Origin of the sequence: Chryseobacterium pennae (genome assembly GCF_003385515.1) — a bacterium.
Classification (GTDB): Bacteria; Bacteroidota; Bacteroidia; order Flavobacteriales; family Weeksellaceae; genus Chryseobacterium; species Chryseobacterium pennae.
In genome coordinates this window covers 1-23,187 of sequence record NZ_QNVT01000036.1, presented here as the reverse complement: position 1 = coordinate 23,187, position 23,187 = coordinate 1, and the positions used below count along the sequence as shown (strand labels likewise).

Here is a 23,187-nt window from a genome sequence, read left to right as displayed (position 1 = left end):
TCAAACAGAGGGAATTTTTTATTTAAAATTTTAAAATAATTCATTTGAATTTTACAGACTTAAACTTAATAGAACCTATTGCCAAGGCAATTCAGGAACAGGGATATACGACTCCAACACCCATTCAGGAAAGATCTATTCCTGATATTTTACAAGGCAGAGACTTTTTAGGCTGTGCACAGACAGGAACAGGAAAAACAGCAGCATTTGCTATTCCTATTTTACAGAATCTATCTAAAAATAAAATACCAAATAAAAATATTAAAGCTTTAATCCTTACGCCTACCAGAGAATTGGCGATCCAGATTGAAGAGAACATTAATGCTTATGGTAAATATCTTCCGCTAAAGGAACTTGTTATTTTCGGAGGAGTAAAACAGGGAAATCAGGAAGCTGCTTTAAAAAGAGGGGTTGACATTTTGGTGGCTACACCGGGAAGACTTCTTGACTTTATTGCTCAGGGTATTATCAGCTTAAGAAATCTTGAAATATTTGTTCTTGATGAAGCGGATAGAATGCTTGATATGGGATTTGTACATGATGTAAAAAGAATCATCAAACTTTTACCACAAAAAAGACAGACTCTGTTCTTCTCTGCAACGATGCCCGTAGAGATTCAGAAACTGGCTAATTCCATTCTGAACAACCCGGTAAAAGTAGAGGTGACTCCGGTTTCTTCTACTGCAGATACCATTAAGCAATCCGTTTACTTTGTAGAAAAGGAAAACAAGCTAAATCTGTTATCTCATATCCTACAAAATGACATTTCAGACTCTGTATTGGTATTTTCCAGAACAAAGCACGGCGCTGATAAGATTGCAAGAAAACTTCAGCAGGACAATATCTCTGCTGAGGCGATTCATGGGAATAAATCTCAGAATGCAAGACAGAACGCCCTTAATAATTTTAAATCAGGAAAAACAAGGATTCTTGTCGCTACAGATATTGCAGCAAGAGGTATTGATATTGATGAATTAAAATTCGTGATCAATTTTGAGCTTTCTGATGTTTCTGAAACGTATGTACACAGAATCGGAAGAACAGGAAGAGCGGGAGCTGAAGGATCTTCTATATCTTTTGTAGATGGTCTTGATCTTACGAACCTGAAAAACACAGAAAAGCTGATTGGAAAGAAAATTCCTGTCATCAAAAATCACCCGTTCCATACGGATAATCTTATAGCTCAGAAAAGAGATTCTAATAACAAACCGGCTTCTGCGGGTACCGACAGGCCCAGAATTTCTAATAACAGTAACAATTCCAGACCAAATAAAAAGAAACCGGCTGGAGGAGCTTCGGTTGGGTTTAAAAAACCTAAGAACAAAAATTTCACCAGAAAAAAATAAATAGTAAACCCCTTTCAAAATGAGAGGGGTTTATTTTTTATTGAGGTTGATCTATTGCGTCTGATTCTTTCCGTTTTGTATAGCAATATCCGATAATACAGAAAGGCAAACAGGCTGCTAAATATGTGGTAGAAAAAAAATTACTCTGAAAAGAAAATCCTAAAATCAGATATTTCTCAGTCACAAAGCTTACCATCACTAAAAAAGTGATATAAGCTGAAAAATAAAACACCATTTCTATTCTTTTAGCATACAATGAGGAAATGATTGCCAGTACAATGAAAAATAGCATCACGTATTTGTTACTTTGTCCCTGGAGTGTTAAGGGGTTATAGTGTAACAAGTGATCAAGGCTTTTGGCAGGCAGAAAGACCGTTGCCAGTAATATTCCTACTGTTAGTAAAAAGCTTATCCCAAACTTTATTCTCTTTTCCCAGCGAGTCAGCAAAAAAGGTCTTAACAGAAAAATAATTAATGGAATAATCACTACACTTCTTGTAAGACACAGAATGCCTATACTTACTCCCAGCAGAAGAGGTTTCTGAAAATAATCATGTTTAAATCTGCTATGCCATAAGAGCATAAACGCAGCAACAGCAATAAAGGAAGCAATAAAATCACTTTTACAGACCACATCATAAATATAGGCCAATGATACTCCCAGCATCAATACTGCTATAAACCGAATGAAATTGCTTTTAAATTCCAGGCAGATCGTATATGAAAAGAGTAAAAAAGCACCCACCTGAAGGTATCCTACATTTCCTAAAAAATAAAATATACTGGAAATAAGCAGCTGCCCCGGAAGGTAAGAGGACAGATTCCCCATAAAGTTCGGAGTATCATAAATATACTTTCCTTTGATCCAGTATTCTAAAGAAAACTCTAAAGTCTGCCATCTGTCTATATTCATTTTGTAAGGATCTTTCATCACATGGCACATGGCAATATAAGCAACAGCAATGCATCCTATCAGGATATAAACCAGTTTTGCCGACACTATTTTCTTAAATCCTGACCATTTCCCTAAAAAAAACATCACTGCGTTTCCTACAGCGAAAACAGCCACTAAAATACTGAGAGGTATAAAAGACTGCCTGATCCCATACTTTGTCAGGAATAAAAGATTAATAACAAAATAAACAGCAAACAGGATAATACTATTGAGCCGGTTATCTTTTACAAACTTTAGAATTCCATCCATTATACCTCGGTTTTAAAAAGATTCCGTGCATTTTCGGTAGTGATTCTGTCTATTTCAGAGAAGTCTTTACCGTAAATATTTACCAGCTTTCCGGCTACCAGATCAAGATATGAACTTTCATTTCTTTTTCCTCTGTGCGGAACCGGAGCTAAATAAGGGGAATCTGTCTCCAATACGATTTTATCTAAAGGGATTTCGCTCAGAAACTGGTCTATTTTCCCGTTTTTGAAGGTCACTACTCCACCGATCCCCAAGATAAAATTCAGGTCCATTGCGTGCTGTGCCTGCTCCAGATTTCCGGAAAAGCAATGAAAAATTCCTCTTAATTTAAGATGTTTCTTTCTTTCCAGAACTTCGAATGTTTCATCAAAGCTTTCTCTGGTATGAATAACGATAGGAAGGTCTTTTTCTATCGCCCAGTCGATTTGCTGTTCAAAAGCTTTTACCTGAATGTCCAGGGTTGTTTTATCCCAGTACAGATCAATACCGATCTCTCCTATTGCCGGAAAATACCTTTGGTCAAGATAACTTTTAACGATCTCAAGCTCTTTCTCCCAGGATTCAGGCTTTACATAACAAGGATGTAGCCCCATCATTGAAAAAATCTGTCCCGGATATTCTGCTTCCAGCTCAAGCATTTTCCCATGGGATTCGGAATCAATTGCCGGAAGATAAAACTCCGTAATTCCTTTATCTAAAGCTCTCTGAATGGCTTCTTTTCTGTCTTCATCAAATTCTTCTGCGTATAAATGGGTATGTGTATCAATCATTTTTTATAATTTTAACAGATCTTCATAGGGATTTTCCAGATGCATCAGTATTCCGAATGCCGGTTCTGTTTTGATTCCCTGTTTCTTAAGCTCTATTATTTTTTGTTTAAAATCTTCTCCTTTTTCCTGTAATATTTTGTGTTCAGCAACCATATGCCGATAAGCATTCTGCTCTATTGGAGTCTTATTCTGACCGAAAATCTCGATAGAAAATTCTTCCAGCATAAAGTTCAGTGTAATACTTTCTTCTTCGTTTATAATCGTTTTTTCAACGGAAACTCTTACATCGGCGGGTATAAGTTCTGTGAACATAATCTCCTTTAAAAAGTCTTCTTCAAATCTCAGATCCACCTCACAGATAATATCCAGATCACTGTTTTCAACATCAATTTCAATCGGAATTGTTCCTGCTAGTAATGGAGAATATTTACTCAGCTTTTCAAAGATCTTATATTGAGTAAGGACTTCATAGGCTCTTTTTTGTCTTTCATTTCCCAACTTTAAGTATTCAATCTCCGTAAAGTCAATCATTTGAATATTGTATGTTTTACTTTTGTACGCTGATTTTCTATTCTCTGATCCAGTTTCTCCCTGAATTCTATAAACTTAGGATCTTTCAAATCATTGGTTTTGTGTTCCAACGCTCTCATGATCTTAAAGTTTTCTTTGATAAAGTCTTTGGTTTCCCCTGAAAAATAAGAGTCTCCAAACTTATCAAAAATATAATTAACGGCCTGGGCACTCGGATGAATCATATCTTCTTTATAGAAACGGTAATCTCTCAGATCATCCATCAAAATCTCATAAACCGGAAGATAATGACAGTCTTCAAACATAGATATAGACTCATGAATGGCTGTAATCAGCTTAGATTTACTCAGCTGATTCTCCACCATTCCGTCTTTGGTATGCCTTACCGGCGAAACAGAAAACAGAATCTGAACTCCTTCTTTACAGATATCTTTAAGCTCCAGAATGGTATTGTAAATAGAACCTGTAAGCTCCTGATGGGAAAGCAGCCTTTTTTCAAAAAACTTCTGTGGAATCTTATGGCAATTGGCTACTAATTTATTCTTGGGTACGAATTCGTAAATGAAGGAAGATCCATAGGTAATAATGATCCAGTCTGCTTCCTGTAGAAAGGCATTTCCTTCTTCAATGGCTTTATTGATCTTATCCAACGTCTGGTGAATATATCTTGTATCAAAGCTTGTATGGTGATCCAGCGAGATATATTCTTCATTATAGATAATCAGTTCTTCCTCTACATAAAACTCCGAATCATGGAGTCTTTTTACTGCATTATTGATAGAAAAGGGGTTAAAAATCGTCCCAAAAGGATTGTTGAGGGTCTGAAGCTGGCCCTCTTTCAACAATTCTGTCATTTCAGAGGCAAAGCAGGAACCGATTGAAAATATTCTGTCTTCAATCTCAATCTTTTTCTCTGATTTCGGAATATCGACTTCTGTTCTGAATTTCATTGTATAGATTTTAGGTGACAGGTAATAGGTAGCAGGCAATTCTGCGACCTACCACCTATCATCTGGAACCTTATTTAGCTTTCTCTTCTTAAAAGATAGTTTGCCAGCTCAATGAACGGCTTTTTCTTTTCTTCCGGAATATCAATTTTCTTAAGATAGCTCTGACCGATTTCGTTGTGTTTTTCGATCAGACGAAGTGCTTTTTCATCTACTTTTGTTCTTCTGAAGATCTTTTCAACCCCGTAGATTTTATCAATATTGTCTGTCTTTTTAGAATACCAGTAATCCAGTTCTTTTCTTTCTTCATCTGTAGCATGTTCTCTTGCTAACAGGTAAAGAACTGTTTTCTTGTTCTCATAGATATCTCCGGCATGTTTTTTCCCAAACTGTGCCTGATCTCCGAATACATCAAGATAATCATCCATAATCTGGAATGCAATTCCGATGTGTTTTCCGAAATTGAAGATTGCTTTTGCATCCTTAAAATCAGCTCTCGCGATTAATGCTCCGATCTCAAAAGAAGAAGCACTCAATACTCCGGTTTTGTAGGTAATCATTCTAATGTAATCATCAAAGGTTACATTTTCCTGAGTTTCGAAATTGATATCATACTGCTGTCCTTCACATAAAAGAAGTCCAGTATGGGTAAATATTCTGATACAAGCCTTGAAAATTTCAGGTTCAAGGTCTTCAAAGAATTTATAAGCTTTAAGCATCAATCCGTCCCCGGAAAGAATTCCCACATTGATCCCGTGTAGTGTATGGATGGTAGGTTTATTTCTTCTTAAAGGAGCCTCATCCATAATATCATCATGGATCAGAGTAAAATTATGGAAAAACTCGATTGCTAAAGCCGGCTTTATAGCTTGCTTCAGGTCTCCACCGAACAGATCACAGGCCATCAGCACCATAATGGGACGAAGACGTTTTCCACCATGGGAAATGATATAGTTCATCGGCTCATATAACTCCGTAGGCTTATCTTTAAAAGTATACTTATTGATGGCTTCCCCAACAATCTGCTGGTATCTGTCTAAAAATTCCATAAAATCTTATAATTTGAACAAAAATACAATTTTTCAAGGCTTTATAAAACAAAAAACTTTGCCCAAATGGACAAAGTCTATATGATAATTGTGATTTTTTATCTTAAAATAAGAAAGTTACAAGAAGATAAGTGATACCAGCTACGATTGCTGAGATCGGAATGGTTAATACCCAAGCCCAAAGTAAGCTTACGGTAATACCCCATCTTACTGCTGAAATTCTTTTCGTTAATCCAACTCCGATGATAGATCCTGTAATCGTATGCGTTGTAGATACAGGAATACCGAAGTGGTCTGTGATGAATAAAGTAATAGCTCCCGCAGTTTCTGCACTCACTCCTTCCAATGAAGTCACTTTAGTGATCTTTGTTCCCATTGTTTTGATGATCTTCCAACCCCCACTCATAGTTCCTAGAGCAATGGCAATAAATGAAACTAAAGGAACCCAAATATAATGTTGTGCAAAGTAATCAAAACGTCCCGCAGAAGGAATATCCAAATACTGTGTATCCTGAAGCATATTAACGTGATAGTAAATTACCGCCGCTCCAATGATTCCCATTACTTTCTGAGCATCATTCAGACCATGTCCTAAACTGAACAAGGCTGAAGAAACCAGTTGCAATCTTTTGAAAGATTTGTCTGCTTTGTGTGGGTTTGATCTTTTATAAAGGTGTACAATAATTAATGTAATAATGATTGAAATAATCATCCCTATAATTGGTGCCATGAAAATGAACAAGAAGATAGGAATAACTTTATCAAACTTCACTACACCTTGATGAGTTACCTGAATGAAAGCTTCTTTAATAGTTTCCCACATCCCAAGTCCTGGCTGTGCTGCCGCCACATCATGGTAATCCATCATAAAAGCATGCGTTAAAGCTGCTCCCAGGAATCCTCCGATCAGTGTATGCGACGATGAGGAAGGAATCCCAAACCACCATGTCAGAAGGTTCCAGGCAATAGCTGCCATCAAACCGGAAAATATAACTTCAAGCGTGATAAAATTCTCGTTAACTGTTTTGGCAATTGTATTACCAATTTTAAATTCTCCAATAATATAAGCAGCAATAAAGAAAGCCGCAAAGTTCCAAAGTGCTGCCCAAAGTACAGCCTGGAATGGAGTTAAAACTTTTGTAGAAACGATAGTTGCAATCGAATTGGCTGCATCATGAAAACCATTGATATAATCAAAGATCAGCGCCAACGCAATAATAACTATCAGTAAAATCGGAAATTCCATTTTTTGCTAGGTATTGTTATCTTTTAGGCGTATTTAATCATGATGTTCTCAATTGTATTGGCAACATCTTCAGCTTTATCAGTTACGATTTCAAGATAGTTCAATACAGAAGAAACCTTAATGATGTTGATGGCATCGTTGGTTTCAAATAACTCTACCATTGAGTTAGAAAGCAGGTCATCTGCAATGTTCTCAATAGAGTTTACTTTAATACAAGCTTCCTTCACCTGCTCCATGTTCTTGAATCCTTTAAGGTTTTTCATTGCATTCTGGATTTCAAGACATGCCTTGTGAATCAATAGAGAGAAATCTGAATACGCTTTCATCTCAGGAGATTTGTATAGGAAGATATATTTTGTAGACGCGTAGATATAATCAGCGATATCATCTAAACCTGTTGCCAGTGTGTGAATATCTTCACGGTCAAAAGGAGTGATGAAGTTTTTTCCAAGTTCTACAAAGATTTCGTGAGTAAGCTCGTCATTCTTATGTTCGAAATCACTCATTTTTTTCAACATTGAATCGTCATTAAGATCGAAATCCTTGATTCCAGCGTTGAAATCTTCAGACATTGCAACTAGATTTTCAGTTACCTTTTCAAAAAGTACAAAGAAGATTTTATCTTTTGGTTGAAAAGCGTGGAAAATATTACCAATTCCCATTTTTTAGTATTTATAATTCGAGTGCAAATTTCCTAAAAAAGGATCGCACGTGAAACTATATAACATTAAGTTTTGTTAACATTCGCTTACCTGCTGATTACCAAATAAAAAAACCGGCATTACTGCCGGTTTTATATAGTATAAAAAGGGATTAGTTAGCTACTTCAGCTCTCATATCTTTCCCTTTGAATTTCATCGATTGAATGTTACTTAAAACATTATCTTTAAAGGATTTTTCAACTTCAAAGAAAGAGAATTTCTCTAAAATCTCAATATCACCGATTTCAGCTCTTCTTTTGCTTTTTCCATCATCAGTTGCCTTATTGATAATATCTAAAACATCAAGTTTCTTCAAATGATCTTTTTTTCCAAGATTAAAGAAGAATCTAACCATGTTTTCATCTCTTCTTCTTGGTTTGCTGCTACGATCTCTATCTCTTCCGCGATCTCTGTCTCTATCACGACCTCTGTCTCGGTCTCTGCTATCCCTGTCACGTCCTCTGTCTCTTCTTGAGTAATCATCATCTCTGCTGCTCAATTTCTGCTCAGTAAGATCATGCTTGTCTTTGTAATATAAAGCAAGGTCTTTCAATTGGAATTGCAGTAACTGGTGTACCAATTCTTCTTTTGTGAAATTGCTCAAATCCGGGATTAAGCTATTATCAAATTCGAAAATATCTTCGTGCTCCGTCAATAATTTTTCGAATACACCTCCTACCTGAGCTTTGATAATATCTTCACCTGTAGGAATGAATTTTTCGTTAATTTCAATTTTTGTTGCAGATTTAATCTGCTTCAGTTTTCTGCTTTCTTCAGGCTTGATTAAAGCCATAGAAATACCATTTTTTCCAGCTCTACCTGTTCTACCACTTCTGTGAACAAATACTTCAGGATCATCAGGTAAAGAGAAATGAATAACGTGAGTCAAAGAGTTTACATCCAATCCTCTTGCTGCAACGTCTGTGGCTACAAGAATATCAATGTTTTTCAATCTGAATTTCTTCATTACCGTATCTCTTTGCGCTTGAGAAAGGTCTCCATGAAGGGCATCAGCTGCGTAACCGTTCTGCATCAAGAAATCAGCTACCTCCTGAGTTTCCATTCTTGTTCTACAGAAAATAATGGAATACTGATTCGGGTTGGCATCAATTAATCTCTTTAATGCTTCTTTTTTCTGACGGTACCCTACCACATAATATTCGTGTGTAATGTTCTTCTTCACTTCGTTGATAGAACCTACTGAAATACGGTGTGGCTTTGTAAGGTAATTTTTGGAAATTCTTTCCACTTCTTTATTCATCGTAGCCGAGAATAAGAAAGTTTGTTTAGTTTCCGGTGTTTCTCTTAAGATGGTTTCCAACTCGTCTTTGAATCCCATAGAAAGCATTTCATCAGCTTCGTCTAATACTAACCAATGAATAGCAGAAAAGTCAAGTGCTTTTCTGTTGATAAGATCAATTACTCTACCAGGAGTTCCCACAATAATCTGTGGCTTATCCTTTAAAGATCTCATCTGATCTACAATACTACTTCCACCATAAACTGCTGTAGTTTTGATGTCTTTCATGTACTTAGAGTAATTCTTTATGTCTTTAGAAATCTGAAGACATAATTCCCGTGTCGGACAAAGCACCAATAATTGGATTTTGCGACTCGTATCGTCAATCATATCCAAAATCGGAAGCGAAAACGCTGCTGTTTTGCCTGTCCCTGTCTGCGCAAGTGCGATCAAGTCGCGAATATCTGAAAGAATAAAAGGGATAGTCTGTTTTTGGATTTCTGTTGGGCTTTCGTAGCCCAGTTCGCCAATTGCCTTAAGGATATCAGGACTTAAATTGGTTTCCGTAAATAAATTCATTAACTATTTTAAAATTTTTGCAAAGATACAATAAATATTTGACTTGTTTTTGAATAAAGTTTTAAATATACAAAGTTAAATTCAGAATCTTATAATACTTTTTTAATATTTGAAAAAATAAACATAAAAAAACAAGCTTTATATTAAAAAACTGTTAAACATTAGTTTTTTTTATTAAATTGGATTAATTTTTTCTGGATTATTTATGAATTTTCAAAAACAAAACTATGAAACGCAAATTTTTCTTTTTGATATTCTTATTGATAACGCTTGAAATATTGGCCCAGACACCTAATTATCCCACCCGCTGGACCCTGGATAAATGTATTGAATATGCAAAGGAAAATAATATTTCTATCAATTCATTAAGGCTTTCTAAAAATTCGGCCCAACAGGATTTATTCCAAGCTAAAGAAGCAAAATACCCTAACCTCAACGGAACGGTTTCACAAGGACTTTTTGCACTGAATAGTAACGATGGACTTCATGTAACGGGTGCACAAACCCAAAGCATTGGAGCCAATTCTTCCATGACGATCTATCATGCCAATTATATTAAAAATAATGAAGCATCAAAAAACCTGCTGGTCCAGATGGCTGACTTATCTGTACAGGAATCCCAAAACAACATCACCCTAAGCATCACACAGGCTTATCTGAATATTCTGATGAATGAAGAAAATATCGTTTCCCTGGAAAATGTTCTGAAAACAACCCAAACTCAATTAAAACAGGGAGATCAGCTTTATAAAGCAGGAAGCCTGTCAAAACTCAATTACCTACAGATTCAGTCACAGGTTGCTCAGGATGAGTATAATCTGACTTCAACCCAGAATAATTTACGGACTAATATTGTCAATTTAAAGCAACTCCTGCAATTACCAACCAATTATGACTTTCAGATTGCAAAACCTGACAGCATTATTGTAGATGATCAGCTAAAACCATTACCGGACGTTCAGAATCTCGCTCAAAGCCAACGTCCGGAGGTCAAATACGGAGAATTGAATGTGGAAAATTCCAATACCAATCTTAAAATGGCACAGGCTTCTGTTCAACCAACCTTAAGTGTGGTAGGAAACATTTCAACCAATTATTCCAACGGAAATGGAAATTATTTCAATCAATTGGGTAACAATTTCTACATGCCTATCGGATTAAGCCTCGGAATTCCAATTTACAACAACAGAATCTACAAAACTCAGATTGAAAAATCGAAGATTGCCATAGAACAGGCCAATCTTGATCTGCAAAACACAAAAACAATTCTGAACCAACAAATCGAGCAATCATATATCAATCTGCAAAACGCCCTGTCACAATTCGATTCCGCTTCCAAACAAATGAACATCAGTAAACAGAGCTATGATATTGTAAATGCTCAAATGAAAATAGGCAGTATCGACTATGTACAGTTTCAACAGCAGCGATTGCTTTACATTCAATCTATTCAAAATTACCTGCAGGCAAAATACACTGCAGTTCTTAATAAACAGATCTACGAATTTTACGCAGGTAACCCTATAAATCTAAAGTAAACTATGAAAACAAAGAATAAAAAATGGTTGTATTGGGTTGTAGGCGGCATCATTGTTTTAGGTGCAGTCTGGTTTTTCTTCATCAGAGAAAAAGAGATAAAAATCCAACTGGAAACTGTAAAACCCGAAATGGGAGAAATATCCAATTCTATTACAGCTACAGGAACTATTCAGCCGGTAGATACCGTTGCTGTAGGGACTCAGGTATCAGGTATCATCAAAAATATTTATGTAGATTTTAATTCTACAGTGAAAAAGGGGCAGCTTTTAGCTACTCTGGATCCGGATCTCCTCAAGTTTCAATCTGAACAGTATCAGTCTAATCTACAAAATGCAAAAAGTAACCTTGCCTATAATGAAATCAATATCAACCGACAGTCACAGCTTTATAAAGTAGGTGCTATCAGTAAGGCGGATTATGACAATGCCACCAATCAATATAATATAGCAAAAGCACAGGTAGGTACTGTAACTGCTCAGCTTTCTACCGCCAATAAAAATCTTTCACTCACGAACATCTATTCTCCGATAGACGGCACGGTTCTTAACAGGAATGTAAGTGAAGGACAGACTGTCGCCTCAAGCTTCAGTACACCTACTCTATTCAGTATAGCAAAGGACCTTACGAAGATGAGGGTTCGCGCCTCAGTAGATGAAGCTGATATCGGAAATGTGAAAGTTGGGCAGAAAGTTACTTTTACAGTTGACGCTTTTCCTGACGAAACATTTGACGGTGAAGTTTCCGAAGTCCGGCTCCACCCTACTGTCTCGTCGAATGTTGTAAACTATACAACCATTATCAATGCTGATAATCCCGAACTAAAATTAAAGCCGGGAATGACAGCTAATATCACAATTTATACGCAGATTATAGATAACATAATGAAGATTCCGGTTGCTGCAACCAGTTTTAGGCCCGACAGCCTTGTTATTCAGAAATATAAAATCAACTCTCCTTTTGCCAATGGCAAAAAACATGAAAAAGGACAATGGAAAAAGCAGAAAACGAAAGGGATGGATAAAAAGAATGAGATGGGTGTATGGGTCATTGCCAAAGACAGTACGATATCCCGTAAAAAGATTAAAACAGGAATGGATAATGATACTGAAATGCAGGTAATTTCAGGCTTGGATAAAAATGACAATATTATCACCGGTTATAAGCTTTTATCTAAAAAATCTTCAGGCGGGCAGGCAAAAAGCCCGTTTATGCCTCAAAGAAGAAGTGGTGGAAATACTAAAGGCAGCAGTGGTGGCGGACCAAGACAGTAATAGTACCTTATCTAAAATTTAAATTAAGAGAATCAGCAATTCTAAAATAAAAGTCATGACAGAAAAAATTCTGGAAATCATGGATCTGAAAAGAGAATTCAGGATGGGTGAAGAAATCGTTCATGCGCTGAAAGGAGTTACTTTTTCAGTAGAAAGAGGTGAATTCGTAACCATCATGGGAAGCAGTGGCTCGGGAAAATCTACCCTGCTCAACATTTTAGGCTGTCTGGATAAACCATCAAACGGGGATTATATTCTGGATGGAGTCAATGTTAAAAACCTTGACCGCGATGAACTGGCCATATTAAGAAACCAAAAAATAGGTTTTGTATTTCAGGCCTATAATCTTCTTGCCAGAACTACTGCAAGGGAAAATGTAGAGCTTCCCCTTCTTTATAATCCCAAAATTTCAACGGAGGAACGATATAAAAGATCAGTAGAAGCACTTGCTGCTGTAAAATTGGAAAACAGAATAGATCACCTCCCTAATCAGATGTCCGGTGGGCAGCAGCAACGAGTGGCTATTGCCCGGGCTTTAGTCAATGAACCTGTAATGATCTTAGCTGATGAAGCTACAGGAAACCTTGACACAAGAACTTCATATGAAATAATGGCTCTTATGCAGGATCTCAATAAACAGGGACGTACAATTGTCTTTGTAACACACGAACCTGATATTGCTACTTTTAGCAGCAGAACGGTAACACTACGGGACGGGAAGGTTATCAAGGATATTAAAAATGACAATATAAAGTCTGCCAGAGAAGCTCTGGATAACCTTCCGGTAAATGATGACTATCAATAGCTAATCCAAAACCCATTGCAATGAATCTCTCCAATCTCTTCAGAATTGCCTGGAAAGCCCTTTTAAGAAATAAACTACGCGCATTTTTAACCATGCTTGGGATTATCATTGGTGTTGCCTCGGTAATTGCCATGACAGCTATTGGTGAAGGTTCTAAAAAAAGCATCAGTGACCAGCTTTCTTCAATGGGTTCCAATATGATTACGATCCGTCCTTCAAGTAACGTGAATGTTTCAGGTGGAGCAAGAATAGGAGCTTCCGGATTACAAACCTTAAAACCACAGGATGCTGAAGCCATTTCCAAAGGCGCTGCGGATGTTTCTTCCGTTTCTCCGGCTGTACAGACCAATGGACAGTCTATCAACGGGCCCAATAACTGGCCTACTCAATTGCAGGGTGTAAATGAAGAGTATTTTCAGATCAGGGATTGGAATATTTCCAGCGGCAACCTTTTTTCCAAAAAAGATGTCACTTCTTCCAACAAAGTCTGCCTTCTGGGACAAACTGTTTATAATAATCTATTTCCTAATGGTGAAGATCCGGTGGGGAGTATTATCAGATTCAATAAAGTTCCTATGAAAATCATTGGCATCCTTGCTCCCAAAGGCTCCAATGCATTCGGGCAGGATCAGGATGATGTGATTATTGCACCTTTTAATACTGTTCAGAGAAGATTTTTAGGAATAACGTATGTACAGACCATTTATGCATCTTCTACGAATGAGAATACTTCACAACAGGCTACCGATCAGGTTTCAGAGATCCTGAGAAAACAGCATAAGTTACCCCTGGATGGAAGCAATGATGACTTCAGCGTAAGAACTCAGGCTGAACTGATTTCCACGATGAGTTCCACCAGCCAGCTTCTGACAGTACTGCTTTCAGCTATTGCGGGAATTTCTCTTATTGTGGGCGGAATCGGAATTATGAATATCATGTATGTTTCCGTTACGGAAAGAACTAAAGAAATCGGCCTTAGAATGTCTATCGGAGCAAGAGGAAAGGATATCCTGTATCAATTTTTGATTGAAGCCGTTCTCATCAGTATTACCGGAGGAATACTTGGCGTTATTTTAGGTATTCTCACTTCGGAGCTGGTCACCTTCTTCTTGTCGTGGCCTACTTTTATTACAGAATCGTCAATTATTATTTCGTTTATTGTCTGTGCTGTAACCGGAGTATTTTTTGGGTATTATCCTGCCCTGAAGGCTTCAAAACTGGATCCTATTGACGCATTGAGATATGAATAGTTTTGTGTAAATTTGAATAACGTTGCGGCTTTGAGATATCAGACATAAGTTTATATCTTAACCCTGAAACAACTAAAACAATTAAATACCAAACAAAAGTATGTCAGCCAGCATTTCTTCCAAAACCTTTGATTTTCTAAAGAAATTAAGCAAAAACAACAACCGTGAATGGTTCAATGAGCATAAAAACCTGTATACAGAATCTCAGGGAAATGTTATTGAGTTTTTGGATGACCTGATCAGGGAAATGTCTGGTTTTGATGAAGAACTTTCTAAAATCGACAGCAAAAAATCACTCTTCAGAATTTACCGTGATACCAGATTTTCAAAAGATAAATCCCCTTATAAAACCAATTTCGGAGCTTCACTAGGAATGGGAAAAGGACATCAGAAAGGTGGATACTACCTTCATATGGAACCGGGAAAATCTTTTTTAGCCGGCGGAATCTACATGCCTGAGTCCTCAGTACTGAAGGAAGTACGAAAAGAGATATCGCTCTACGGTAATGATTTTCTTAAAATTCTAGATAATAAAGACTTCAAAAAACATTTTCCGGAACTGGATCAGGATGATAAACTGAAAAAGGTTCCTCAGGGTTTTGAAAAGGAAGATCCTATGGCTGAATATTTAAAACTTAAGAATTTTATTGTAGTGTACTCACTCAAAGATGAAGAGGTTTTAGATCAAAACGCTCTAAAGAATATGACTAAGATTTTTAAGCTGATGAAACCATTTAATGATTTTCTGAATACACCTTTCCAGGCTTAAAAATTCCTGATTTTTCTCCCACAGATCTCCTTGAATACACAGATTCTTATGGGTAAATGCTTTGAGAATGTAAATTATGTTATTTATGAAAACATTCGTGTTATTTGTGTTTAAAAGCCTGTGAAGTTCTTGGGTTATATTTTGCACTTACCTCTTCTTTAAAATAAAAAGCTTGCATAAGGCGTTTCTGTGACAAACTTAAAATATATTACAATTCAGTCCCTTACAAAACATCCAATAAAGACTATCTCCTGAAAATCAATTTATTATATTTAACATTTTTTAAGATAAGTTTTACATTTTTGTTTATCTTTGCTGTTCGTCAAAAAGCTAAGGATGTCTTTATACCAAAAAATTGCAGAAAAACTACAATATATAAGTCCGGATTTTTATAAAAAAAGATACTTTAAGACCTTAAACCATCTTAATAAAGATAATTTTTCGGAACGCAATGTAGAACCGGAACTGGTATGGATCAAAGAATACCTTCCCAAAAGTGCTGTAATACTGGACATTGGTGCCAACGTAGGAACTTTTCTATATCAGCTGGAAAGCAAATTAAATCATGAGCATATCTATGCTTTCGAACCTAATAAAAAGCTTTATACAAGACTGAAAAGACTATTCCCTACAATGCGGGTACTTCCTTTGGCTCTTTCTGACGAAAATACAATAGCGGAATTCAAAGTTCCCATTATCAACGGAAAAACGATTGCTTCCCGTGGAACCTTGAACACTGCTTACAAAGAAAAAGGCGAAGAGAAAAGCTATACTGAGAAAGTAAAGGTTATCAAACTGGACGAATGGGCAGCCCTTGAGCACTTCAACAGATTAGATTTTATTAAAATAGATGTTGAAGGGAATGAAATAAAAACTCTTTCGGGAGCAAAAGAAACCATCAGACAGTTTATGCCTACCTTAATGGTTGAGATGGAACAAAGGCATCACCAAACACCAATATGGAATGAAATCTCTGAAGTAGCAAGCTGGGGATATGAAGTGAAATACCTGAACAGGAACAGCTTTACCCTTGAGCCACTTACAGAGGATATTCTATTACAAAATACAAACGACGAAAAAAATAAAACTCAGTACATCAACAATATTATTTTTATACCTAAAAACCCTTAAAACAACTTTATGAGTGTAGTAGCGAGACAAGGCTTCAAATATTCCATTATTGGCTATATTGGTTTTTTGCTGGGCACAGTTTCTGCAATATTCATTTTTCCAAATGATTTTGAATTTTATGGAAAACTCCGCTACAGTATGCAGACTGCAGAAATGCTTGTTCCTTTTGTGGTTTTTGGAATTTCATACGCTAATGTAAAATTTTTTCATTCTTTACAAAAAGACGGTAAAAATCAGAACATGCTCTCCCTATCGCTTGTTACGATTTTAATTAACTTCCTGATATTTTCTATTGTATTTTTTATTCTTCCTTACTTTTATCCCAAGTTCATGCATTCGGAAGCCTGGAAAATTAAGGGAATTATCCTACCTCTTATTCTGGTTTTATCTCTTTGTGCTATTTTCAATAAATACACGTCTAATTATAAAAGAATTGTTGTTTCTAATATCTTTGACAATCTCTTCCCTAAAATAGCCAATTTGGGAGCTTTCTGTCTTTTCTCTTATTTTGCTCTGTCTCAGAATATAGCATTAGCCTTTTTCTTCGGAATGTTTACTTTAATGCTTTTCGGATATATTTATTACACGAATAAGCTTGAGAAAATTCATTTTGATATCAGCACAGATTATTTTAAAAAGAATAATTTCTGGAAGGAGTTTTTAAACTACAGTTTTTTTGGTTTTCTGGGGACCTTTGGAAATTATCTGGCAATCAATAGTTTTATGATTGGAGAATTTATGGGCATGGAAGAAAATGGTATTTATTCGGTACTGTATGCTCTTATCTCTTTAATTTCCATTCCACAATTGGGGTTATTTAATATTTCGGCCCCTATTATCAGTAAGCATCTTGCCGATGGTGATATGGAAGGCCTTGATAAGTTTCATAAAAAAACATCATTAACCTTATATTTTCTGGGAGCTGTATTGTTTTCCTGTATTATGGTTGGATTTCCTTACCTAACTCAGTTTATGCCTAAAAACGGTGTTATGCTAAGAGAATACGAACCGGTTGTATGGATCTGGGGCTCTGCAGTTTTAATTGATCTGGCAACAGGATTTAACGGGAATATCATCTCTCTTTCAAAGTATTACAGATTCAATATTCTGTTAATGCTTTTATTGGCAGGATTAACAATTGGACTGAATTTCTATTTCATCAAAAACACTGATCTGAAGCTTATCGGAATTGCTTTATCTACAGCTATTTCCCTTACCATCTATAATGTTCTTAAAATTTTATTCAACTACATTGTTTTCAAAGTTTCACCATTAACTATTGAAATGATCTTCGTATCTATCATTTGTACCCTGGCGATTACTGTAGCAATTGTTCTGCCTAATTTTGACAACAACTTCATCAATCTGATCTATAAGCCAGCCGTAGTTCTTGCATTAATTTATATCGGAAACTATTTTACAAAAATTTTCCCGATCGAGGATTACCTGAATGCAAAGTTTATTAAGAGTATTTTTAAGTTTAAATAAAACTTAGAAAGAAAAATAAAGGAACAAAAATGCAGTTTTTTAACCGGCAATAAAACCGTTTAATAACTGTTCTACTTTTGTTTGAACTTCTGCCCTACCGTAACTTTTCTGAAAATCGAAATGAGTTTCGGCAAGCTCTTTCAGCTGTTCGAGAATATTCTCTTTTTCAGGTACAATGAAATTCAGTTTTGAAGGATAATTCTTTGGAAAAACAGCCAGTTTCCCATAGGCAATTGAATCACCCAGGTTTCCTGTCATCTTGGTTTGTCCATATGTTTCCTGTATGCTGAAAAATTCCGTCCCCTGCTGAATCGGGCACCAAAGCACATCTGCTTTCTTCATCCACTTCTCAAAATCTTCTGCAGAAACCCTTTCTGAAAAATAGGTTACAGAAATATTCTCCGGCAGTTTTGAAGATAAATCTTCGAGCTTTTTCAATTCTTTATCCTTAGCCTTTCCAAGAAAAATAAATTCACATTTCTGATCTGTTCTGATCTGCTGAATAGTAGTGAAAATATGGTTATAATCTCTCCTCTTTTGTGAAACACCACCGGGGATGACAATCATAAGACTTTCATTCTTAGATTTCACAAAGTCTCTGGCATAAAAAAGAGGTAAAAACTGATGTCTGTCAGAGGTCAATGCTTCATCCAGCACCATCAGGGATTTTGATTCCTGATATACTTTAGTGGCATACAGCAACCCTTCTTTTAACCACAACTTCATCCGGTAGATAACATCTCCTTTAAATACACTTTTGATCAAATCAAATTTTGAAGCCCTGGTAAAATTGAGGTTATGGGTAATAACAGCTGTATTGTATTTATTTGTTACAGCAAGAAATGTATTAAAGAAACGGTGAACGGTTCCTACAATAACCAAATCATACTCTTTGGTCTTAAGCTGATCTAAAATCATAGAACTATCAGACAAAAAAACATTTGATTCTGTTTCGCCGATCTGATCTTTAATTTTTTTTGAAAAATAATAATCTACACTGAAATTCTGAGATCCTTCCATAATATTTATGAAAGCCTGTGCTATTTCTGCGTGGGTGTCTATTTCTATGTAGGCTATTTTTTTCACTAGCTGATAGCGGTTATTTTTAGGTTTTGGCTAAAGCCGATTTAATTTTTATTTTTCATTGCGAATGGGCTAAAGTCCATTCCTATTGATGTTTATTTTGGATTACAGCATTATATTTTCAGCCATTTTTTCTTCAGCATTTTCCAACGCTGATCATTGACTACCTTCTGTTCTTCTTTTGTAATTTTAAGCTCCAGTTTTCTTGACTTACAAGCTTCATAGGATTTTACAATATCAAAAAAGAATGATGGCGATTTGCTTTTCATTGCTTCCTTTGAAGAGGCTATATAAGCCAGAAACCTGTTTAATCCTAAAAAATAGAAATAACGGCCGTAATAATCAGCCGGTTTGATGGTATAATCGGCTCCTTTTACTTTGATGAGTTTTACATGGAGTTCCGGCAGGACCACTTCCTTCCATCCCAAATGTTCCAATACAATAGAATCTATATTATCCCAACCTAATGTTTCCCTTAAACCACCCATCTGAACAAAGCATTCCTTTCGGTAAGCTTTCATAGGTCCTCTTACATGATGTTTATTGGAGTTTCCTTCGTACACCCAGTTCCCCTCCTGTTCCACATAAAGTAAACCTCCTACCAATCCATATTCAGGGTTATTAGCAAAAGCTTCTTTTACAGTTTCCAGATAGTTTTCAGGTAGAATAATATCAGCATCAAATTTACAGATGATATCAAACTCATTTACAGATTGTGTCTGCAAACCATTTTTAAAGGCATGAACAACCTTTGAACCAGGCTGATGTTCTGATTTCTGAAGGTTTATTGTTTCAAAACGGGAATCAGTCTCTGTATATTTCCTGATCACCTCAGGAGTAGCATCTATGGAACCGTCATTAACGATTACTACCTTAAAGCCCTTACTACTTTGTTGTTGCAGGGAATCCAGAGTGAATGAGAGGTTCTGCTCTTCGTTATGGGCAGGAATAATAATTAAAAACCTCACGGATTATTTTATAAATGATGAATAATAAGTGATAAATGGTGCTTTCACATCATTTACCACTCATTGTTTTATTTTACTTGTTGTGCGGCTTCAGCATGTTTTTCGGATCAAGGATCTCATCAAGTTTTTCCTGAGAAAGAATTCCTCTTTCTAAAACAAGATTGTATACACTTTTTCCGGTTTCCAATGCATCTTTGGCAATCTGTGTGGATTGTTTGTAACCGATATAAGGGTTTAATGCTGTAACAATTCCGATGCTGTGTTTTACCATATTCAGACATACTTCTTTGTTGGCAGTAATTCCTACCACACATTTATCACGAAGGGTATCTAGTGCATTGCAAAGGAAATTGATATTTTCCATAATAGCATGAGAAAGTACCGGCTCCATTACGTTAAGCTGCAATTGTCCTGCTTCTGCGGCAAAGGTTACTGTAAGATCGTTTCCAAATACTTTAAAACAAACCTGGTTTACCACTTCAGGAATAACCGGATTTACTTTACCTGGCATAATAGATGATCCCGGCTGCATTGGCGGAAGGTTGATTTCGAACAGTCCAGCTCTTGGTCCTGATGAAAGCAGTCTTAAATCGTTACAGATCTTTGATAATTTTACTGCAAGACGCTTCGTCGCTGAAGAATAAATCACATAAGATCCTGTATCCGGTGTAGCTTCTACAAGGTTAGGTGCGGAAACAATCGGGAATCCTGTGATCTGAGCTAAATTTTTAGCACAAAGTGTAGCATATCCAACCGGGGCATTCAGTCCTGTTCCTATGGCAGTAGCTCCCATGTTTACTTCTACGAAAAGGCTTGCATTATTATTCAGTTTGGAAATATCTTCTTCCAGTGTAGCAGCATATGCTTCGAACTCCTGTCCTAATGTCATAGGAACAGCATCCTGAAGCTGTGTACGTCCCATTTTGATAACATCATGGAACTCCTGTCCTTTTGCACGGAAAGCTTCAATGATTTTCTCCAGTCTTTCTACCAGACCGATATTCATATGCAGCAATCCCATTTTGATTGCGGTAGGATAAGCATCGTTGGTTGACTGTGAAAGGTTGATATGATCATTAGGTGAACAAAACTCATATTCGCCTTTATTTTTTCCTAATTTTCCCAATACAATGTTAGCAATTACTTCATTCGCATTCATATTGATTGAAGTTCCTGCTCCTCCCTGTATCATATCTACCGGAAATTGCTCATGGTATTTTCCTGCTACGATCTCATCGCATGCTTCTGCAATTTTGAAATATAGGTTTTCATCAAGAAGTCCTAATTCATAGTTGGTTTTTGCGGCTGCTTTCTTTACGAAAGCCAGTCCTTTGATAAAATCCGGATACGCTGACAGAAGTTGTCCGGAAATTTTGAAGTTGTTGATTGCTCTTTGGGTCTGCACTCCATAATAAGCGTCTAAAGGCACGTTCAGTTCGCCTAATAGATCACTTTCTTTTCTGAAATTTTCCATTACAGATATTTTACTGTTTTTGATCGTTTAAAGATAGCAAAAACGCATCGATCCGATGCGCTTTAATTTGAATTATTTTACTGAATATTTTACATTTAAAGCTTGCAGTATAGCCCATGTTTCGGCATCCATAATTCCGTCATAATTTTGTGGACGGAAATGATACTGGAAAGCTTCAATCGTCTTCTTGGTAGCATCATCCCATTTTCCGCTAAGCTCTATTCCATAACCGAATTTCTGTAATGCAGTCTGTATAGCAAAAATGAAGACTGTATCATTATATTTTGCCGGAAGCTCTGTCTGTGCAAGATCGAAGTAGTTTTGTTTGGCTGCTTCATCATACCACATTCCTATCTGGTATTCATCATATAATTTTTTCCAAGGGAACATTGGCCCGGGATCCTGCTTTCTTGTAGGTGCAATATCTGCATGGCCAATCACATTGGTAGCCGGAATCTGATATCTTGTCACAATATCTTTTGCCAACGCTGCTACTTTTCTTACCTGTGCATCACTGAAAGGAACGAAAAGTCTTTTACCTGTTGCATCAGTAGTAAAGCCTGGATTTACAATTTCAATTCCTATGGAAGTATCATTAAGATTCTTGTCAGCTCTCCATGAACTTACTCCGGCATGATAAGCACGCTTATTCTCATCTACCAACTGATAGATTTCATTATCTCCGGTATTGTTTACCAGGTAATGAGCACTTACTCCCGGCTGGGTAAGAACAGTGATGGACTTGTCATCAGGAAGTACAGTATAATGCATGATCAGATAACGCTGTCTGAAATTCTGTGCCATGGCAGGAAAATAAGTTTTCACCACTTTATATCCTACAGGTTTTGCAGATACAATAGAACCATAACTTGCCGTATTATCATTTTTTGCTGGGTCTGCTATATTAGTAGTAAAAAAGTCTACTCCATGATCGCTCACAATTTTTGGTTTTGGAGCTTCTGGTGTTTGAGTTTTAGCTACTGGTTTTGGCTGTACCACTGGATTTTTCGTTTGGTACGTATTTTTTTTTACATTTTTTTGAGAAGCACATGAAAAAACTAAAGTGCTTAATCCGATGATATATAATGTCTTACGCATCAGTTTGGTTTTTTATCAATTTATTACCTCAAAAATACACAAAAAATTCTTGAATTTTATTTGGTAAATAAAGAAATCTATTCTATATTTGCACTCGCAATAACGGAACAAAGATCTTTAAAAAATACAATAATAAAGGAGAGTTGCCTGAGAGGCCGAAAGGACATGTTTGCTAAACATGCGTACTGGAAACGGTACCAAGGGTTCGAATCCCTTACTCTCCGCTTTTATTATTTTCGGGGCGTAGCGTAGTCCGGTCATCGCGCCTGGTTTGGGACCAGGAGGTCGCAGGTTCGAATCCTGCCGCCCCGACTGTTTTAGTAATTTTCTCAAAATTACAAATGGGTGCGTAGCTCAGCTGGATAGAGCATCTGCCTTCTAAGCAGACGGTCAAAGGTTCGAATCCTTTCGCGCTCACAAAACCTCATCATTTTTATGATGAGGTTTTTTGTTTTTATTTTTCTTTCAAACCAGCCTTTTTAAGAAAATAGAAAGATCAAACTCAACTCAGAAGGCTTTGCAAATCTGCAAAATAAAGTGATACACGATAATGCAGGAAGGTATCAATACACAATAGTCCAAAGAATAAACGGATCAGTACCAAAAGTTGTGGATTACGCAAAAAGTTTGGTTAATCTAAAAAGAAAAAAAGATTTATCTTTTACTCCTCTGAGCTGTAATCTAAAGTTTTTGATTTT

Annotated in this window: 20 protein-coding genes and 3 tRNA genes; 11 read left to right on the top strand and 12 right to left on the bottom strand. The window is 36.4% G+C overall.

Annotated elements, in window-relative coordinates:
* The first annotated feature begins 44 nt into the window (after nucleotides 1-44).
* Nucleotides 45-1,346 (top strand): DEAD/DEAH box helicase, encoded by a 1,302-nt coding sequence (locus DRF65_RS25485; RefSeq protein WP_115973522.1) that lies wholly within the window; start codon nucleotides 45-47, stop codon nucleotides 1,344-1,346.
* A 37-nt stretch (nucleotides 1,347-1,383) separates the two neighbouring features.
* On the opposite strand, the gene DRF65_RS25480 is transcribed toward DRF65_RS25485, so the two are convergent.
* The 8 genes from DRF65_RS25480 to DRF65_RS25445 all read right to left on the bottom strand — a co-directional run bounded on the left by DRF65_RS25480 (nucleotide 1,384) and on the right by DRF65_RS25445 (nucleotide 9,613).
* Nucleotides 1,384-2,550 (bottom strand): hypothetical protein, encoded by a 1,167-nt coding sequence (locus tag DRF65_RS25480; protein ID WP_115973521.1) that lies wholly within the window; start codon nucleotides 2,548-2,550, stop codon nucleotides 1,384-1,386.
* Nucleotides 2,550-3,320, bottom strand: coding sequence for a TatD family hydrolase (locus DRF65_RS25475; RefSeq protein WP_115973520.1), 771 nt, complete (start codon nucleotides 3,318-3,320; stop codon nucleotides 2,550-2,552). Before DRF65_RS25475 ends, DRF65_RS25480 begins: the two co-directional genes overlap by 1 nt.
* Nucleotides 3,321-3,323: 3 nt before the next feature.
* A complete protein-coding gene (locus tag DRF65_RS25470; protein WP_115973519.1) occupies nucleotides 3,324-3,851 on the bottom strand; it encodes a DUF4269 domain-containing protein in 528 nt (175 codons plus the stop codon).
* Nucleotides 3,848-4,801 (bottom strand): GSCFA domain-containing protein, encoded by a 954-nt coding sequence (locus DRF65_RS25465; protein WP_115973518.1) that lies wholly within the window; start codon nucleotides 4,799-4,801, stop codon nucleotides 3,848-3,850. Before DRF65_RS25465 ends, DRF65_RS25470 begins: the two co-directional genes overlap by 4 nt.
* A gap of 74 nt (nucleotides 4,802-4,875) precedes the next feature.
* A complete protein-coding gene (locus tag DRF65_RS25460; RefSeq protein ID WP_115973517.1) occupies nucleotides 4,876-5,847 on the bottom strand; it encodes a polyprenyl synthetase family protein in 972 nt (323 codons plus the stop codon).
* Nucleotides 5,848-5,950: 103 nt separating this feature from the next.
* Nucleotides 5,951-7,093, bottom strand: coding sequence for an inorganic phosphate transporter (locus tag DRF65_RS25455; RefSeq protein WP_115973516.1), 1,143 nt, complete (start codon nucleotides 7,091-7,093; stop codon nucleotides 5,951-5,953).
* Between the two features lie 23 nt (nucleotides 7,094-7,116).
* Nucleotides 7,117-7,755 carry a DUF47 domain-containing protein gene (locus DRF65_RS25450; protein WP_115973515.1) on the bottom strand — a complete coding sequence of 213 codons (639 nt, stop codon included), beginning with the start codon at nucleotides 7,753-7,755 and terminating at the stop codon, nucleotides 7,117-7,119.
* Between the two features lie 151 nt (nucleotides 7,756-7,906).
* Nucleotides 7,907-9,613: a DEAD/DEAH box helicase gene (locus DRF65_RS25445; protein WP_115973514.1), complete on the bottom strand. Its 1,707-nt coding sequence runs from the start codon at nucleotides 9,611-9,613 to the stop codon at nucleotides 7,907-7,909.
* A gap of 227 nt (nucleotides 9,614-9,840) precedes the next feature.
* Here DRF65_RS25445 and DRF65_RS25440 point away from each other — a divergent pair, with 227 nt between their 5' ends.
* The 7 genes from DRF65_RS25440 to DRF65_RS25410 all read left to right on the top strand — a co-directional run bounded on the left by DRF65_RS25440 (nucleotide 9,841) and on the right by DRF65_RS25410 (nucleotide 17,866).
* Nucleotides 9,841-11,151 (top strand): TolC family protein, encoded by a 1,311-nt coding sequence (locus DRF65_RS25440; protein WP_115973513.1) that lies wholly within the window; start codon nucleotides 9,841-9,843, stop codon nucleotides 11,149-11,151.
* A gap of 3 nt (nucleotides 11,152-11,154) precedes the next feature.
* Nucleotides 11,155-12,423, top strand: coding sequence for an efflux RND transporter periplasmic adaptor subunit (locus DRF65_RS25435; protein WP_115973512.1), 1,269 nt, complete (start codon nucleotides 11,155-11,157; stop codon nucleotides 12,421-12,423).
* Nucleotides 12,424-12,478: 55 nt separating this feature from the next.
* Nucleotides 12,479-13,228 carry an ABC transporter ATP-binding protein gene (locus DRF65_RS25430; RefSeq protein WP_115973511.1) on the top strand — a complete coding sequence of 250 codons (750 nt, stop codon included), beginning with the start codon at nucleotides 12,479-12,481 and terminating at the stop codon, nucleotides 13,226-13,228.
* Between the two features lie 20 nt (nucleotides 13,229-13,248).
* Nucleotides 13,249-14,478 (top strand): ABC transporter permease, encoded by a 1,230-nt coding sequence (locus tag DRF65_RS25425; RefSeq protein WP_115973510.1) that lies wholly within the window; start codon nucleotides 13,249-13,251, stop codon nucleotides 14,476-14,478.
* Between the two features lie 100 nt (nucleotides 14,479-14,578).
* Complete coding sequence (locus tag DRF65_RS25420) at nucleotides 14,579-15,247, top strand: DUF2461 domain-containing protein (protein ID WP_115973509.1); 669 nt, start codon at nucleotides 14,579-14,581, stop codon at nucleotides 15,245-15,247.
* Between the two features lie 336 nt (nucleotides 15,248-15,583).
* A complete protein-coding gene (locus tag DRF65_RS25415; RefSeq protein WP_115973508.1) occupies nucleotides 15,584-16,378 on the top strand; it encodes an FkbM family methyltransferase in 795 nt (264 codons plus the stop codon).
* Nucleotides 16,379-16,387: 9 nt separating this feature from the next.
* A complete protein-coding gene (locus DRF65_RS25410) occupies nucleotides 16,388-17,866 on the top strand; it encodes a lipopolysaccharide biosynthesis protein (RefSeq protein WP_115973507.1) in 1,479 nt (492 codons plus the stop codon).
* 39 nt (nucleotides 17,867-17,905) lie between these two features.
* On the opposite strand, the gene DRF65_RS25405 is transcribed toward DRF65_RS25410, so the two are convergent.
* The 4 genes from DRF65_RS25405 to DRF65_RS25390 form a co-directional block, all read right to left on the bottom strand.
* Nucleotides 17,906-18,952 carry a hypothetical protein gene (locus tag DRF65_RS25405; RefSeq protein WP_115973506.1) on the bottom strand — a complete coding sequence of 349 codons (1,047 nt, stop codon included), beginning with the start codon at nucleotides 18,950-18,952 and terminating at the stop codon, nucleotides 17,906-17,908.
* 110 nt (nucleotides 18,953-19,062) lie between these two features.
* Nucleotides 19,063-19,917, bottom strand: a complete 855-nt coding sequence (locus tag DRF65_RS25400; protein ID WP_115973505.1) for a glycosyltransferase — start codon at nucleotides 19,915-19,917, stop codon at nucleotides 19,063-19,065.
* A gap of 73 nt (nucleotides 19,918-19,990) precedes the next feature.
* The gene (gene aspA / locus DRF65_RS25395) at nucleotides 19,991-21,391 is read right to left on the bottom strand and encodes an aspartate ammonia-lyase (RefSeq protein ID WP_115973504.1); all 1,401 of its coding nucleotides are present in this window, start codon (nucleotides 21,389-21,391) and stop codon (nucleotides 19,991-19,993) included.
* A gap of 72 nt (nucleotides 21,392-21,463) precedes the next feature.
* Nucleotides 21,464-22,489 (bottom strand): N-acetylmuramoyl-L-alanine amidase, encoded by a 1,026-nt coding sequence (locus DRF65_RS25390; RefSeq protein ID WP_115973503.1) that lies wholly within the window; start codon nucleotides 22,487-22,489, stop codon nucleotides 21,464-21,466.
* 137 nt (nucleotides 22,490-22,626) lie between these two features.
* Between DRF65_RS25390 and DRF65_RS25385 the strand changes: the two genes are divergently transcribed.
* The 3 genes from DRF65_RS25385 (at nucleotide 22,627) to DRF65_RS25375 (ending at nucleotide 22,906) form a co-directional block, all read left to right on the top strand.
* Nucleotides 22,627-22,713, top strand: a tRNA-Ser gene (locus tag DRF65_RS25385).
* A 13-nt stretch (nucleotides 22,714-22,726) separates the two neighbouring features.
* Nucleotides 22,727-22,801, top strand: a tRNA-Pro gene (locus tag DRF65_RS25380).
* A gap of 31 nt (nucleotides 22,802-22,832) precedes the next feature.
* Nucleotides 22,833-22,906, top strand: a tRNA-Arg gene (locus DRF65_RS25375).
* The last annotated feature ends 281 nt before the right edge of the window (nucleotides 22,907-23,187 follow it).

Coding starts and splice junctions, on each gene's coding strand:
- aspA (WP_115973504.1), bottom strand. CDS start 21,391: ATGGAAAATTTCAGAAAAGAAAGTGATCTATTAGGCGAACTGAACGTG.
- DRF65_RS25470 (WP_115973519.1), bottom strand. CDS start 3,851: ATGATTGACTTTACGGAGATTGAATACTTAAAGTTGGGAAATGAAAGA.
- DRF65_RS25390 (WP_115973503.1), bottom strand. CDS start 22,489: ATGCGTAAGACATTATATATCATCGGATTAAGCACTTTAGTTTTTTCA.
- DRF65_RS25430 (WP_115973511.1), top strand. CDS start 12,479: ATGACAGAAAAAATTCTGGAAATCATGGATCTGAAAAGAGAATTCAGG.
- DRF65_RS25450 (WP_115973515.1), bottom strand. CDS start 7,755: ATGGGAATTGGTAATATTTTCCACGCTTTTCAACCAAAAGATAAAATC.
- DRF65_RS25465 (WP_115973518.1), bottom strand. CDS start 4,801: ATGAAATTCAGAACAGAAGTCGATATTCCGAAATCAGAGAAAAAGATT.
- DRF65_RS25410 (WP_115973507.1), top strand. CDS start 16,388: ATGAGTGTAGTAGCGAGACAAGGCTTCAAATATTCCATTATTGGCTAT.
- DRF65_RS25415 (WP_115973508.1), top strand. CDS start 15,584: ATGTCTTTATACCAAAAAATTGCAGAAAAACTACAATATATAAGTCCG.
- DRF65_RS25425 (WP_115973510.1), top strand. CDS start 13,249: ATGAATCTCTCCAATCTCTTCAGAATTGCCTGGAAAGCCCTTTTAAGA.
- DRF65_RS25440 (WP_115973513.1), top strand. CDS start 9,841: ATGAAACGCAAATTTTTCTTTTTGATATTCTTATTGATAACGCTTGAA.
- DRF65_RS25460 (WP_115973517.1), bottom strand. CDS start 5,847: ATGGAATTTTTAGACAGATACCAGCAGATTGTTGGGGAAGCCATCAAT.
- DRF65_RS25475 (WP_115973520.1), bottom strand. CDS start 3,320: ATGATTGATACACATACCCATTTATACGCAGAAGAATTTGATGAAGAC.
- DRF65_RS25480 (WP_115973521.1), bottom strand. CDS start 2,550: ATGGATGGAATTCTAAAGTTTGTAAAAGATAACCGGCTCAATAGTATT.
- DRF65_RS25445 (WP_115973514.1), bottom strand. CDS start 9,613: ATGAATTTATTTACGGAAACCAATTTAAGTCCTGATATCCTTAAGGCA.
- DRF65_RS25455 (WP_115973516.1), bottom strand. CDS start 7,093: ATGGAATTTCCGATTTTACTGATAGTTATTATTGCGTTGGCGCTGATC.
- DRF65_RS25435 (WP_115973512.1), top strand. CDS start 11,155: ATGAAAACAAAGAATAAAAAATGGTTGTATTGGGTTGTAGGCGGCATC.
- DRF65_RS25420 (WP_115973509.1), top strand. CDS start 14,579: ATGTCAGCCAGCATTTCTTCCAAAACCTTTGATTTTCTAAAGAAATTA.